The following is a 13767-nucleotide window of genomic DNA, read 5'->3' as shown; positions in this document are numbered from 1 at the left end:
TTTTTTGGTTCGATGTGGCACGAGACGATGGGGGTGAAGATTCCTTTTCGGGCTTCTATACGCACTCTAGTGGGATCAAGAGAACCCGGTGTCTGATGGAGTCCGATACAGGAAGTGGGGCTGCTATCTGAAGGTCGGCCTAAGAGGCCGGGGCTCAATCGCAGTCACCCGGGACGCGCAATGTCATCGTGTGTGTCACAAGGGAACAAAAAGCTTTCGGTGAGAGGTTGAGGGATCAGGCCGCAGCAACAGCAGCGGTCAAGGGGTGGGGAAAAGGAACGAACGTCTGTCCGGAGCGCCACAGGCGATGCAGCAGAACGGCGAGTTTGCGGGCCACGGCCACGACGGCTCGCTTCTTGTTGCGCTTGCTGGTGCCGGCCAGCTTGAGGCCCCAACGGCGTAAGGCGGAGTCTGGGCCGAAGCGGCCCAGGGTGTAATGGGCAGCTTGTACCAGCAGACTGCGCAGATAGGTGTTGCCGTTCTTGGCGATGCCCCGTTCGGGGTTGGAGTCGCCGGACTGCTCCTGCCGGGGGCGGAGTCCTAAGTAGGCCCCTGCCTGGCGGCTGTCACGAATACGACTGGGATGGTCCAGAGTCAGCACATAGCAGGCAGCTACCAGCGGGCCGACGCCGGGCACCGTGCGCAGCACCCCGATCTCTGGATAGGTGTTGCCCAGTTGCACAACCTTACGGTCCATCTCCGCGATGGTCTGGTTCAGCTTCCCGATCTGTTCAGCCAGGGGCAGGCAGGCTGGCTTGAGGTCCGCAGGCAGATGCTGACGGGCCTGTTCTGGCAGAGCTTCTGTGGAGCAGGATGGCAACCTGTATCCGGAACTCTTGACCAACCCGCGCAGACAGTTGACCAGCAGCGTCCGGGCCCTGACCACAGCAGCCCGCGCACGGATCAAACCCAGGTCCTGTTGGCTCTGGATCGAACGGTGCTGGAGTGGATGCAGCAACTTGGGATCCGCCGCTGCCAGCCTGCCCAGCAACAGGGCATCTTCACGGTCGTTCTTGTTTTCGTTCGAGCTGATGGCCCGCACCTTGCGCGCGTTGGCCACGATCACCTCATGGCCCATCGACTCCAACAGCGGCGCTATCCAGGGAGAGTGTGTGCCCACCTCCAGCGCGATCCGCATCTGCGCTTCGTTGTCGAACTGCTTGCGCAACGACGCTTCGCTGGTCTGAATACGGCCTTCTTCCATCAACTCCGCTGCGCTGTCCAACAGGCAGTAGTAGCAGGTTCGGTCACCAAGATCCAATCCTACGGTCCGTTCCGGCTTCGACTTGATCCCCTGGCTCTTCATCGACGGCTTCCTGGTGCTACTCTTCTTCATGGCTGGTCTCCTTTTGCACTCCGAGTGCGTTGGGAAAGCTTAGCTTCTCCCCCGAGACCAGCCGTCTCATCCCATCTGAAGGGGCGATCTATCGACGTCAGTGGCAGCACAATAGTCGCTCCTTCAAGGCTCGGCATCCTATAGGCCCTCAACCCGGGAGGCACTATCTTCTCGCAATCACAACAGGTTGATAGAACGACGTCGCCTCCGGCTCCAACCATTGGATATCCGCAAACCCAGCCACACTCAGCGACGCATTAAGATCTTCCCGCAGCAGCGCCTGATACCGCGAGACAAAATGCTTCACGACCCACCCGGCATCGGTCTCGAGTGAAATATAGAGATGAACGTCATACTCCGTTCCCTCCCAATCCCAAACCTGATGAACGATCCGTCGGCTGCCAGGTTCGCCAAAGAACGACGGGGGCTGCATCGCAGGACGTGTCTGGATCAGGCGGTCGTAGTCTCGCAGAGTCACTATCAGAACGCCGTCAGGCCGCAATCTGCCTGCCATCTCCTGCAAAGCTCGATCACGGTCTTCCTTGAGCAGCAGGTGAGGCAGAGCATTGTCCGCCACCAGAACCGCATCAAAATCCTGCGCGGGATGAGCGCTCAAATCACGCATATCCGCCACATGGAACGGCACCTCGAGCCCCCGCAAGCGAGCCTCTCGTTCAGCCCGTGCAACCGAGGCACGGCTCAGATCCGAGGCAACAAGATCATGCCCCCTCTGAGCGAGCCCAAGAGTCTGCGTTCCTATGCCGCAGGCGCAATCCAGAACACGCGGAGCCCCTCGCCCGGTATATCGCTCCAAAAGTGGTCCAAGAACGGCAGCCTGCCTCTCAATGCTCCGAGACCAATCCTCGAAGAGGAGGTGGTAGTACTCCGCAAGATCCTCGTAAAAAGTATCCATCGTCTTCACTAAGTGCTCTCCATTGTCCCTGATTTAAAGAAATCACCTCCACCACGCCCTGGGCGGACGACCTTTCACTCACGTATCTTGGGGGCGTGGACTCTGCTTCAACCCAACCCGTCGAGCTTGGCTCCCCGGTGGGGACGCCGGTGGCTTTGCCGCCCGCGTCTACGGGGGTGGAGATCCCTGCAGCGCTGCTCGACACGCTTTGGAGTGAGGCGGAAGCTGGGAGCCTCGAACTCAGCAGAGATGAGTTTGCCCAGAAGCTGATGGCCGTCGGCGCCAAATACAACTACGGACTGGCTCCTGGGCAACGGGCTTCCTCCATGCAGGTAGAAACCTTCTATCGCGCGCTGCAACTTCGCGAGCTGGCGCTGGCACATGCCTGCGCGCTGGGGCGGGAGGCGGCATGGGAGCAGTTTCTACAGCGCTTTCGAGCGCCGCTTACCCTGGCTGCCGTCGCCATCACCGGATCGTCCTCCCTGGGGCAGGACCTCGCCGATTCCCTCTACTCCGAGCTCTTTGGCCTGACCGAACGCGACGGTCAGCGCCGCTCGCCGCTGGCTTCCTACTCCGGCAGGGGATCGCTGATGGGGTGGCTGCGCACGACGCTCGCCCAGCGTCATGTGGATCACCATCGACGCACGCGGCGCGAGACGCCGCTCGAAGACACCGACTTCGCCGCCGCCTCGTCGGCCCCAACGCCCACCACCGAGGCGCTCTCCCGGCTGGGCGACTCGCTAGCGGAGACATTACGCGCTCTGACGCCGGACGACCGCTTCCTGCTGTCCGCCTACTTCCTGGATCGGCGAACTCTTCTAGAAATCGCACAACTCCTTTGTATTCATGAATCTACAGTAAGCCGCAAGCTAAAAAACCTGACCGCCGGCCTGCACCGGCAACTACTAAAACGCCTGCAAGCCTCAGGCATGAGCAAGCGCGCGGCCGATGAAGCGCTGGGAACCGATCCCCGCGACCTCGACCTCAATCTACGCAATTTACTGCAAGCTCCAACAGCTGGAACGTTCTCCAATCAGACAAAGTCTTCGGGCACAAAGCAAACATGAACGATCTCCTCCAACCCGGCCACCACCTGGATCCAGACCAGCTCAATGCCTTCGTCGAAGGCGTGCTGCCCGACCACGAGCGGATCCAGACCCTCGCGCATCTGGCCGACTGCCCGCACTGTCGGCAGATCGTGTTTCTAGCGCAACAGGCCCAGCAATCGGAAGAGCCGGTACCGGTGAAGGCCGCTCCTGGATGGCGCGACTGGTTCAGATTCAACCCGCTGTCGATGGTCGGTGCGGCATCGGCAGCGTTGGCCTGCGCATTGATCGCAACGGTAGCACTGCATCTGCACCATAGCGCACCACCGCCGCCTACGACAGAGACTGCAAAAGTCGAACCAGTCCAAAACCTTCCACCAGCCCCGAAAGAAGAGGCTCCGATTGCAGCTCCCTCTGCCCCTGCACGGCCCGCAGCCAAAGCCGTTCCACCACCTCCACCACGTGCTCGGGCCCCACAAAGTCTTGCGTCCTCTGCGCCCCCCGCAAACCCAATCCAGGACGGCGCTATTTCGGCTGAAACGAGTACGAGTGAAGACAATGTCAGAGTGCATACGCAGCTACGACGCGCTGAGCCCCCAGCACCAGCGCCGTCACCCGCACCGCCATACGTCTCATCACCCAGTGCTGCAGACGCTCTCGCTGGGGCCTCGGTGGAGAACCTGCCAGTCAATGGGCGCGCCTTTCTCAGCAGGCGCGCCGAAGCGACCGGTAGCATCACGCAGACGCTGCCGGCAAAGGCCGCTCTTCATCCTTTGCCCAGCAAGCTGCCCATAGCCACAACCGTCTCCAGCGGTGCGTCGATTCTGGCTGCGGACTCCGCGGGGACGCTGTTTGTTAGCAAAAATGGCGGTGAGTCTTGGCAGGCCGTCGAGCAGCAGTGGCAGGGGAAGGTGACTCGACTAGCGCTTGCGCCACAAGCTGAGGCGAAGGACGCGACAGATAACCGCGTGGTTGCACCTTCGAGTTTTCAACTCACAACAGAGGCAGGAGTGATCTGGATTAGTGAGGATGGGGTGCACTGGCGGCAGCAGTAAGGGTTCTCTGCGCCCCCTTGTCTGGATACCTTATGAAGCCTCACTCGGTTCGCGCATCTGCAACAACAACAAAACGACCGCTTCTATGGCAAACATCCGGAACGCGGTCTCCTCCCCGTTCCATATCTTCGACTGCCACATCAGGAACCACTCGCCTCCGACGCAGACGAACGCTACGAACCAAAGAAGCATGCCCGCGGTAAGCGCCGCAATGCCCACACGCTTCGACCGCTGAAAAACGGGCTCCGGTGCGGTACGCGCGCGGAAGAGAGCAAGTGCTCCCCAACAACACAGCACCGCATTCAAGGCCTCATACGCGATGATGCCGAGATAGAACGCCAGATAGATGGCCGGTTGGCCAATGGCCCTCCACATCCCGTGATTGCCGGGGAAGGTGGAATCCATCGAAAGCACATGCCGCACATACTGATAGTTGGAGCCGAAGTCGGTCGCGTTGTTGAACACCACCAGCGTGAAGTACAACCCAACCGCCGCCAGCAATAGGATCTTCGACCAACGAGCAACGATCTGTTCGGTCATGCGCTATCGTAGCCGATTCCTGCGGCGATTCAGATGCTAAAGTAGCAATCAAGATGGACCCTCACTCTGCCCTTGCACAGCTTGGCCTGGAGCTGCCCGCGCCTCCCGCACCGGGCGGAAACTACTGTTCCGCGAAGACCTCGGGTAATCTCGTCTTCCTTGCCGGCGTCATCTCTCAGACTGCGGATGGCATCATCACCGGAACGGTCGGTGCGGATCGCACGATCGAAGAAGGCTATGCCGCCGCTCGCAGCTGCGCACTGCTACAGCTGGCCGTGCTGGAAAAGCATCTTGGCTCTCTCACGAAGGTGCGCGGCATTCTCACGGTCAACGGCTACGTCAACTCTGTTGCGGGTTTTGCGGATTCTCCCAAGGTCATCAATGGAGCCTCCGATCTTTTTATGTCCGTCTTCGGAGAGCCCGGTCGCCATGTGCGCGCCGCCATCGGTGTCAGTGGGCTGCCACGACATGCGCTCGTCGAGCTGCAGATGACGGTCGAGATCTAAATCATGGCCAACCACACGCTTTCCGCCGAACCCACCCACTCGCGCTGGAATGCCGACCTGCTGCCGCGGCTCACCATCGACTCCGGTGACACAGTCCACTTCGAATGCCAGGACTCCAGCGGCGCGCAGGTGCATCCCGGCATGACCGTCGACGCGTTCGGCAGCATCGATCGCGGACGTATTCACGCACTCACCGGCCCAGTTGCGATTCACAGTGCCATGCCCGGTGATGTGTTGCAGATTGACGTACTCGACCTGAAACACAAGGGCTGGGGTTGGTCGAGTGTGATTCCTGGACTCGGCTTCCTGAAAGAGCGCTTCGCGGAACCCTTTCTGTTTCACTGGCAGCTTGAGAAAGAAGTCACGCGTTCGCTCGCACCGGCCATCGTTCCTCTACGCCCGTTCTGCGGAATCATGGGCGTTGCTCCAGCGGAGCACGGTGAGTTTAGGACGAGGCCTCCAGGAGTCTTCGGCGGCAACATGGATGTGCGCGAGCTTGCTGCAGGTTCGACGCTTTACCTGCCTGTGCAGCAGCCCGGAGCGCTCTTCTCCTGCGGCGACGCACACGCCGCGCAGGGCGATGGCGAGGTCTGCATCAACGGCATCGAGTGCCCCGCTGACGTAACACTGCGATTCCATCTGCACAAAGGGCAGGCACTCGCTGGGCCGCTGGTAGAGTCCGCGCCCTCCGACGAGACAGGTTCGAGCTGGCTGGTCGTCGAGTCCTCTACCGACACTATTAACGCAGCTCGCACCGCCACTGATCGCATGGTCGATCTACTCAGCACGAACTGGGGCTTCGATCCCGTGCAGGCGTACCTGTTGTGCAGCGTGGCGATGAAGCTGCAGATCAGCCAGGTAGTCAACGAGCCGATGATCACGGTCTCCGCAGCTATCGCAAAGAGTATCCTGCCCCAGCGCAGCCTGTTTCTCTAACGTTCGGAGCGCCTATGACGATCAACGATCCCGCCACCATCGCTGAACTCCGCGAGCTATATCCGCTCTATGAAGCCGCGCTCGTGAACAACGATGTTGAGACACTGACAAAAATGTTTTGGGCGTCCCCGCACGCCATCCGCCTGGGGGCAGGAGAGAATCTCTACGGCATCGACGAGATTGAAGCTTTTCGCAAGAGCCGTCCTGCGGTGAATCTCGCCCGACGCATGGTGCGGCTTGAGATAGTCACGTTCGGCAAGGACTTTGGCAGCGTTACGCTTGAGTTCGAACGCGATGCCACTGGTGGAGTAGTGCGGGGGCGGCAGAGCCAGGTGTGGGTTCGCCTGCCGGAGGGCTGGCGGATCGTTTCGGCGCATGTCTCGATATTGAGGTAGATGTGTGACGTTTGCTGCTGCTTGAGCATAGTGCGCTACTTCGACACCGTTATCTCAATCTCTTCAACCTTCGCCGCATCAAAGCGCGTCTGTAACTCTTCGCTCGACCCAAACTCCAACCCAGGCACAAACCGCGTGCGTAGCTTGAACATCAGTTGCGGCTCCGCGAATGGATACGGCGACAAACGAAAACTGCGGTCTGCAATCCGGGTTACCTGTATCTCGGCAGCTGCGCCGTCGCGAGTTCGCTGCGGCCACAAGAGCGTGGCCTCACCACCGAAGTCCACACAGCTTAGCAAGGAAAGATTGTCCGTCGCCTGTAACAGCCTGAAGTTCTCCGTTAGCGCCTCCCACGTGATCTGCTCGGGCGGCAGTTCGCCTGCATCGGCCAGCCGCTGTTGCAACTCGCGCTGCAGCGATGCCTGTTCCTCGAGAAACGCATCGAGCAGCGATAATTGCTCCGGACGAATCGTGCTGCGGTCTGCGCGTGCGGAGAGCAGATTGTGCGTGTGCATGGAGATCAAAATCGCTGCGTAGGCGTCCTGTTGTGCCATCAACTGCACCGCGCCGCGCCGCACAGCGAGATACTCCTCGAGGTCGATCTCCTCGAACGCCGAATACTTGCCTACCAACTCTCTGGAAAATGCCGCAGGCTTGCCTTGCTTCGTGATCAGCGGCTTCGCGTCGCGTGCTGCCCATCCGTCATCGTGCGCGAAGATGCCGCGCAGCACCTCTGCACGCGGCTCGGGCGAACAGAAGATCTCGTTGCCCCACTTCGTTGCGAACTGACCTGCTAAGTCGGCGTGGTCGGGATGCGTCACCAACCACCAGCCTTCGTTCGTCTCCAACCGCAGCATGCGCTCTCCTTCAATCTGTTACGAACCACTCTGGCGTGCAGCTGACTCGTGCCAGTTGTGAAGCAGCAGCCATTCGAAAAACATGACGAGAAAGAAAAATGTAAAGCCAAGTGCCGTCGCAGCCATCACCAGAGCGAACAGATAGGCGGTCTGCAACTGCGCCATCGCATACAGGATGGAGTAACCGACGCCACCCTGCCCAACCTGACTGGAGCCCGCAAAGAGCTCTCCCGTAATTGCGCCAATCACCGCGATGCCACTGGAGATACGAATGCCCACAAACAGATACGGCAGGGAGTGCGGCAGCCGCAACCTGCCCAGGATCTGCGCTTGTGATGCGTTGTGCATCAGAAATAACTGCACCAGATTCTCGTCGACGCTGATGAGGCCCTGGGTGGTGTTCGCGATGATGGATGCGAGACAGAAGATAAACGCAATAAGGGTTACAGAGGACAGTCCCGGGCCTATCCACATGATGATGAGCGGTGCAATGGCCATGATGGGCACTGTCTGCAGCAGGATCGTATACGGGAAAAAAGTACGGCGAATCCAGGGGGATCTCGCAAAGATGAGCGCTACCAATACCCCAATGACAATGCTGGCAAAAAGGCCGCCGACAGCTTCCTCCGTGGTGATGAGCAGAGAGGCCCAAAGCTCCGGGAACCGCGCCACCGCTATCTTTGCGACCTGCATCGGCGGAGGCACCATGTAGGGCGGCACCTTGAACACCCGTACGATCGCCCACCACACCAGTACTAACACCGCGAACACAATTGCGGCATTCAACACCAGCATCAAGCGCTGTTTCATAGGCGATGGGCCTCCCGCAGCAGACGCGATGTACGGTTCACCAGATCGTCGAACTCCTGGGACTCACGGGTGGCCTCGGTCCTTGGATACGGCAGATCCACGTCAAGGACGTGCGCCACGCGGCCAGGATGCGGAGCCAGGACGATCACCTTCGACGAAAGAAAGACGGCCTCCGCAACGGAGTGCGTGACGAAGAGGACCGTCCAGTTCTGCTCCTCGCGAAGTCTTAACAACTCTTCATTCATGCGGTCGCGTGTCATCTCGTCGAGCGCCGCAAAGGGCTCGTCCATCAGCAGCAATCGCGGCCTCGTGGCTAAGGCCCTTGCGATCGATACTCGCATCTTCATGCCACCGGAGAGCTGTCGTGGATAGTGCTTCGCCACATGCGACAAACCCACAAGCTCCAGCAGCTTCTGCGTTATCTGCCTGCGCTCCGGAGGAGGTTGGCTGCGTTCCAACTCCAGTGCCAGCGAGACGTTCTTCTCCACCGTGCGCCACGGCAGCAGTGTCGCATCCTGAAAGACGAACGATACGACCTCACGCGCGTTCTCGGGCGTCATGCCGTTCACGGCGATCTCTCCGCTCGTGCACGGTGCAAGCCCCGCGACCAGTTTCAGCAGTGTGGACTTTCCACACCCCGAAGGCCCAATGATGGACACAAACTCGCCGCGCTCAATGGAAAGATCGATCCCCTCCAGCACCGGCGCACTACTGCCTGTGAATCGCTTGCTCACGGCACGAAAGAGCACCTCGGGCACTGTTACTGTCATGAGCCCCTCTCAATCGTAGGAAGATACAGAGCCGAAGAGCGGCCTTCCGCATGAAAGACCCTGTGTGTCGAACGCTCCCAGTTCCACTGCGACATCCGGCTCGGTTTGGTCGCGTTCGAAGGGTTGCGGTCATAGAGCGGAAACGCACAGCCGGCAACTTCAAGCCGTATACGCTCACCCGCCGAGAACACAGTTGACGTCGGCTCCAGCGCAAACTCCCATCGATGTACCGTGTCCGCCGCATAGTCGTCGCCAAACAGATACGTCGACCGCGCAATGCCGATGCAGCAAAACTCCGCGCGCCCGTTCGGCAGCACACGCATCAGCTTGGCTGTAAAGTCTGCGCATGCAGCAGAAGTCGCTGCATAGAGCACCACACGCGGCGAGCCGAAGACGTGCATCGAGTGCTCCAGTGGAGCACTCGTGTAGACCAGCAGGTTGTTGCCAAGCTCCAGCCCCGACTGATCGTGCGGTCCGCTTAGCGACTGCACTCCGCCCGGCGCGAGTACCGGCACCTCGGGATCGTAGACGAACACGTCCGGTGGCTCATTGGCGGCAGCGGAGAGAGACAACAGGCCGTCGCCCTTGCGCGACTCAGCTCTGCCGCCGCTGTGCAGATGAAATGTCTTCTCCGTCTGCCCGCTAATGTCCTCCGCTTCGTGCCAGCGATTTGTGCCCATCGCAAAGTGGCGAACGTGTGGCTCCTTGGCGAAGGTACCTGCATCCTTCAACCAGTGATCAAACCAGCGCAGCAGCAACGCGTCCGTATCCAACAAGGCCTCAGCGCCGAGGTCCGTATCGCCAATGCGGTCGCCCCACGGAATATGCACCCATGGGCCGGCGAGCAGGAATTGGTTCTCGCGCGCATGGGCCGATCTCGCCTTGCTCCGCAGCAGATTGAAGCCATGCACGCTGCCTTCGAGATAGGTGTCGTACCAACCCGACACATGCAGCGCGGGCACATCGATCTCCTGCGCGCGCGTGCTGACATCCATGGCCGACCAGTAGTGCCCCGGCGCATCGTGCTCGAACCAGTCGCGCACATACGAGGGCAGTGCGGGATCGGTTATCGCTGGGTGCTCGGCATAGGGCAGGTACGATGCCTGGGCGCGTACGTTCGTCCATGCCGTTTCGAGTCTGGTGTTGGCCTCGCGCAAGCCCAGTCTGCGTGCGTCTTCCTTCAGCATCTGCAAGCCCCAGCCCAGTGTGGACGCCAGCCGCAAAGCCCCGTGGTGATAGAACCATCCGTGATACAGATCGCAGGCCGTCATCGCCGGGGCAATACACTGCAACCCCTCAGGCCGTTCCGCTGCTGCGAGCAACTGCGTCGCGCCCTGATACGAAAAGCCGTACATGCCGATGCGGCCGTTGGACTCCGGCAGCGTTCGCAGCCATGCAATCGTCTCCGCACCGTCGCGGCCCTCGTGGCGAAACGGATAGAACTCGCCCTCCGAGCCGCCGCGGCCGCGCACATCCTGAATGACAACGTTGTACCCGTGCCGTGCAAACCACACCGGATGCGCGTACACCACAGTCGACGCAATATCGCGTCCATAGGGCTGCCGCATCAGCAGAGTAGGATGCGGCCCAACGCCGGCGGCGTAGTAGTGATCGGAGAGCAGCACGACGCCATCGGACAGATGGCAGCGGACGCCGCGCTCCAGCGTGACTCCATCGCCACAATCCACTCGGGCGTTTTCCTTCATACGCTCTCGCACCTACAACTCTTTCCACACATCATTCCGCATCTTTCCTTATGGCTTGTAGTTGTTCTCGTAACGAAACATCGCTTCCAGCGCGGCTGCAATCTGCTTTGCTGCTGATGCAATCCACCGCTCGCCATTCTCCGCCGTTGCCGGGCGCGGATCGCCCAGCACGCCGCTCTCGGCGATGTCCCGAGTGAGCCATGCAAAGTTTGCCGCACCATTCTCCGGCTGCAGCAGCGTATCGTCTTCGATGCGCGCGATGTAGTTCACCGTGTAGGCCTTCGTGTCGATCAACTCCGGCGTTGTCGCCAGCAGGAAAGCCGTCTCCAACTCGCCAGCATGAAAGCCGTATTTGCGTTCCTGGGGATTGAGCCCCTCGAATACTGCGCCTGCCGAGCCAAACATCGAGAACGTGCGCAGGCCGAACTCTGCGCGCAGATCGCGCGCCATCACATCCACCAGCGAGGCGTTGCCGCCGTGCGTGTTGTACAGCACAAGCTTTCGAAAGCCCGCTGCCGCTACGCTCGCGCCGATGTCACGCAATACCGCCATGAATGTAGCCGACGAAACCGACAGCGTACCGGGAAAGCCAATGTGCTCGTTGCTCTTGCCATAGCAGATCGGAGGCAGCGCATAGACCGGCATCTCATCCGGCAGCAGCTGCAAAGCGCGGCCCAGCAATACATTGTTGATGAGCGTGTCCGTAGCCAGGGGCATGTGCGGCCCATGCTGTTCGATGGCAGCTGTCGGCAGCACCAACAAAGTGCTCTCTTTCGGCAGAGCCTCTACCTGTTTCCAGTTGAGGTACGCGAAGTTTCGCGCATCGGGAATCCACGTCTTCATGCCGGCTGCTCCTCTGCTGCGTTGCGGGGCGTAAACGTCGCCATCTTTCCAGGGTTCATCAATCCCTTCGGGTCGTAGCGATACTTCGCCTGCAACTGCGCGTTGTCCTCGCGATAACGTCCGCCACCCTCTACGTTGTTCACGTGCGGGTTGGCAACAAATACGCCGATCTCGCGGCAAAAATCGATCATCTCGTTCAAACGCTCTTCTGTTGTGAATCGAACCACCGGGATGGCCAGCGGCACGATGGCTCCTTGGCCGTTCTTCCACCACTCCATATGGTGCAGGAACTCCGAACCAAACTTGTTTTTAAGCATTGCCAGTTGCTCGCGCACCCGCACCGCATCGAAGCCGCACTGCAGATACGTATACGCAGGATTGGCCTTCATCGCCCACAACGTTGTGTGGTTCCAGGTGTAATCCGAAAGCAGCGGCATAGAGCGCAATCCCATGTAGGGTGCGGACAGTGTCATCTCACCACCGGCCGCAAGAGCGCGCTCTTCAAAAGCAGCACGTTGATCTTCGGCGATCAGTGCAAAGATCAACGCCTTCCCCTGACGGGTCACCTCCTTTACCGGAGAGAAGAACAGAGGAATTGGCCATTCAAAGACGGTGAGAAGCCGCTTAGTCCAAGTCGCATCTATGGCAATCTTTTCGCTGAAGTCGAAGGCCTCTTCCAGACTCTCAAACGCAACCGCGCACTGTGCCCATGCAACTGCCGGTGTGAGCGCGAAACCTATCTTCGTGATGACACCGTTCGTTCCCCACGCATGCAGGATGTCGTGCACCGCCTGGCCTTCGTGCAGCACAACACGCGGCTGGGACTCCATCGTCACGACCTCGATTGCGCGCACCGTGTTGAAGTCGCGCACGCCTCCATGCGCGATAGAGCCTATCCCCCCGGAGCCTCCAGCGAGAAATCCACCCAGCGACGCTTTCGCTATGGTTGAGGGATAGCAGCGCAACTCCCACCCTTGTTCGCGCGCCGCGTTCTCGAGCGCACCCAGCCGCACTCCCGGTTCGCAGATGGCAACGCCATCTTCCCCGATCGACTCAATGCGATCCATACGCTGCAAGTCGAGCACCACGCCGCGATGCAACGGCACCGCTTGACCATAGTTGCCTGTGCCCGCTCCGCGCACCGTTACTGGCACCTCATGTGCATAGCAGTAACGCAGCACATCGCATACTTCCTTCGCATTCAGAGGCTGCACCACAACATCGGCGCACTTGCCATCCAGCAGCGGCTTCAACACCGGCGAGTACCAGTAGAAATCGCGCGACAACCGCTCGACGATCTGCGGCTGCGTGATGACACGCGCCGTATCGCCGATCTCTGCAATCAATCCCGCCGCCAGATCATCCATCAAGGCCCTTTCATGAACCGGTGATGCTTTTCTTTGCGTCCTCTGCGTTCGACTCTTCGCAGCTGCTACAGGTGCCGTCGCTACTTCCTGGAACTCCAGGTCTTGAATGCCTTCTGCATGTTCGGGTGTGTAAAAAGTGTAAGGCAAAGCTCGCGCAATACCGGCCCCACAACGGTGCAGGTCATGTCCGAGCGTTCAGCCACTTCAACCGCAGGAATCCGTATCTGCCGGCAGAAGCGATTCGCGTCGGCGATCGTAGCGCCGTACACAACGCGATCCAGCCCGGCCCACAGGGCGTTGGCCATGCACATGGGGCAGGGCTCGCAGGTGGTGTAGAGCGTGTAACCACGCAGTGAAAACGACTTCAACTTCTTGCAGGCCAGCCGTACAGTGCGGACTTCGGCGTGGAGGCTGGGATCGCTCTGCTTCTTGACCGCATTGGCAGCGCGCATCAGCCGTTCGCCAGTTCTGGTATGGACGATCTCCGCGCCGAATGGGACGGGATTTGGCGTCTCCAGTGTGCGCGCGGTCCAGGCCACCAGCGCGCGCATCCTCTCTTCATCGCGAGGAGTCACCGCTGTGAACTTTGGCGCACGTGCGCGCGCGGTTTTGGGAGCCATATTTGAACGTAACATGACAGTGCTGGAATACGAACACCACAGGCAAATGCAGAGATGGGCAGGAGCG

At 60.1% G+C, this 13767-nt stretch carries 15 protein-coding genes; 5 read left to right on the top strand and 10 right to left on the bottom strand.

The window, feature by feature from the left end; translation table 11 throughout:
• Nucleotides 1-235: 235 nt before the first annotated feature.
• The gene (locus tag GSQ91_RS08430; protein ID WP_158821055.1) at nucleotides 236-1336 is read right to left on the bottom strand and encodes an IS110 family transposase; all 1101 of its coding nucleotides are present in this window, start codon (nucleotides 1334-1336) and stop codon (nucleotides 236-238) included.
• A gap of 163 nt (nucleotides 1337-1499) precedes the next feature.
• Nucleotides 1500-2249 (bottom strand): bifunctional 2-polyprenyl-6-hydroxyphenol methylase/3-demethylubiquinol 3-O-methyltransferase UbiG, encoded by a 750-nt coding sequence (locus tag GSQ91_RS08425; RefSeq protein WP_158821338.1) that lies wholly within the window; start codon nucleotides 2247-2249, stop codon nucleotides 1500-1502.
• 95 nt (nucleotides 2250-2344) lie between these two features.
• Here GSQ91_RS08425 and GSQ91_RS08420 point away from each other — a divergent pair, with 95 nt between their 5' ends.
• Nucleotides 2345-3316 carry a sigma-70 family RNA polymerase sigma factor gene (locus tag GSQ91_RS08420; RefSeq protein WP_158821053.1) on the top strand — a complete coding sequence of 324 codons (972 nt, stop codon included), beginning with the start codon at nucleotides 2345-2347 and terminating at the stop codon, nucleotides 3314-3316.
• Nucleotides 3313-4350: a zf-HC2 domain-containing protein gene (locus GSQ91_RS08415; protein ID WP_158821051.1), complete on the top strand. Its 1038-nt coding sequence runs from the start codon at nucleotides 3313-3315 to the stop codon at nucleotides 4348-4350. Before GSQ91_RS08420 ends, GSQ91_RS08415 begins: the two co-directional genes overlap by 4 nt.
• 30 nt (nucleotides 4351-4380) lie before the next feature.
• Here GSQ91_RS08415 and GSQ91_RS08410 read toward each other — a convergent pair whose 3' ends face one another.
• A complete protein-coding gene (locus GSQ91_RS08410; protein WP_254064425.1) occupies nucleotides 4381-4890 on the bottom strand; it encodes a DUF2165 family protein in 510 nt (169 codons plus the stop codon).
• A gap of 53 nt (nucleotides 4891-4943) precedes the next feature.
• Between GSQ91_RS08410 and GSQ91_RS08405 the strand changes: the two genes are divergently transcribed.
• From GSQ91_RS08405 to hpxZ, 3 genes are read left to right on the top strand one after another with little or no spacing between them, the layout of a single operon-like run.
• Nucleotides 4944-5396, top strand: a complete 453-nt coding sequence (locus GSQ91_RS08405) for a RidA family protein (RefSeq protein ID WP_158821049.1) — start codon at nucleotides 4944-4946, stop codon at nucleotides 5394-5396.
• 3 nt (nucleotides 5397-5399) lie between these two features.
• A complete protein-coding gene (locus tag GSQ91_RS08400; RefSeq protein ID WP_158821048.1) occupies nucleotides 5400-6332 on the top strand; it encodes an acetamidase/formamidase family protein in 933 nt (310 codons plus the stop codon).
• Nucleotides 6333-6346: 14 nt separating this feature from the next.
• On the top strand, nucleotides 6347-6727 hold the full coding sequence (hpxZ, locus tag GSQ91_RS08395) for an oxalurate catabolism protein HpxZ (RefSeq protein WP_158821046.1): 381 nt from the start codon (nucleotides 6347-6349) through the stop codon (nucleotides 6725-6727).
• A 35-nt stretch (nucleotides 6728-6762) separates the two neighbouring features.
• On the opposite strand, the gene GSQ91_RS08390 is transcribed toward hpxZ, so the two are convergent.
• From GSQ91_RS08390 to GSQ91_RS08360, 7 genes are all read right to left on the bottom strand, one after another.
• Nucleotides 6763-7584 (bottom strand): DUF3891 family protein, encoded by an 822-nt coding sequence (locus tag GSQ91_RS08390; protein ID WP_158821044.1) that lies wholly within the window; start codon nucleotides 7582-7584, stop codon nucleotides 6763-6765.
• An 18-nt stretch (nucleotides 7585-7602) separates the two neighbouring features.
• A complete protein-coding gene (locus GSQ91_RS08385; protein WP_158821042.1) occupies nucleotides 7603-8394 on the bottom strand; it encodes an ABC transporter permease in 792 nt (263 codons plus the stop codon).
• Nucleotides 8391-9164: an ABC transporter ATP-binding protein gene (locus GSQ91_RS08380; protein ID WP_158821040.1), complete on the bottom strand. Its 774-nt coding sequence runs from the start codon at nucleotides 9162-9164 to the stop codon at nucleotides 8391-8393. Before GSQ91_RS08380 ends, GSQ91_RS08385 begins: the two co-directional genes overlap by 4 nt.
• The gene (locus tag GSQ91_RS08375; protein WP_158821038.1) at nucleotides 9161-10870 is read right to left on the bottom strand and encodes a CocE/NonD family hydrolase; all 1710 of its coding nucleotides are present in this window, start codon (nucleotides 10868-10870) and stop codon (nucleotides 9161-9163) included. Before GSQ91_RS08375 ends, GSQ91_RS08380 begins: the two co-directional genes overlap by 4 nt.
• Before the next feature lie 48 nt (nucleotides 10871-10918).
• Complete coding sequence (locus GSQ91_RS08370; RefSeq protein ID WP_158821036.1) at nucleotides 10919-11713, bottom strand: creatininase family protein; 795 nt, start codon at nucleotides 11711-11713, stop codon at nucleotides 10919-10921.
• On the bottom strand, nucleotides 11710-13080 hold the full coding sequence (locus tag GSQ91_RS08365; RefSeq protein ID WP_254064470.1) for an FAD-binding oxidoreductase: 1371 nt from the start codon (nucleotides 13078-13080) through the stop codon (nucleotides 11710-11712). Before GSQ91_RS08365 ends, GSQ91_RS08370 begins: the two co-directional genes overlap by 4 nt.
• 80 nt (nucleotides 13081-13160) lie before the next feature.
• Nucleotides 13161-13715, bottom strand: coding sequence for a nucleoside deaminase (locus GSQ91_RS08360; RefSeq protein ID WP_216845140.1), 555 nt, complete (start codon nucleotides 13713-13715; stop codon nucleotides 13161-13163).
• Between the last annotated feature and the right edge of the window lie 52 nt (nucleotides 13716-13767).

The sequence above is a fragment of the Granulicella sp. S156 genome (genome assembly GCF_009766105.1).
Lineage (GTDB): Bacteria > Acidobacteriota > Terriglobia > Terriglobales > Acidobacteriaceae > Granulicella.
The sequence above is the reverse complement of the archived record's forward strand: the minus strand, read 5'-3'. Positions and strand labels throughout refer to the sequence as shown.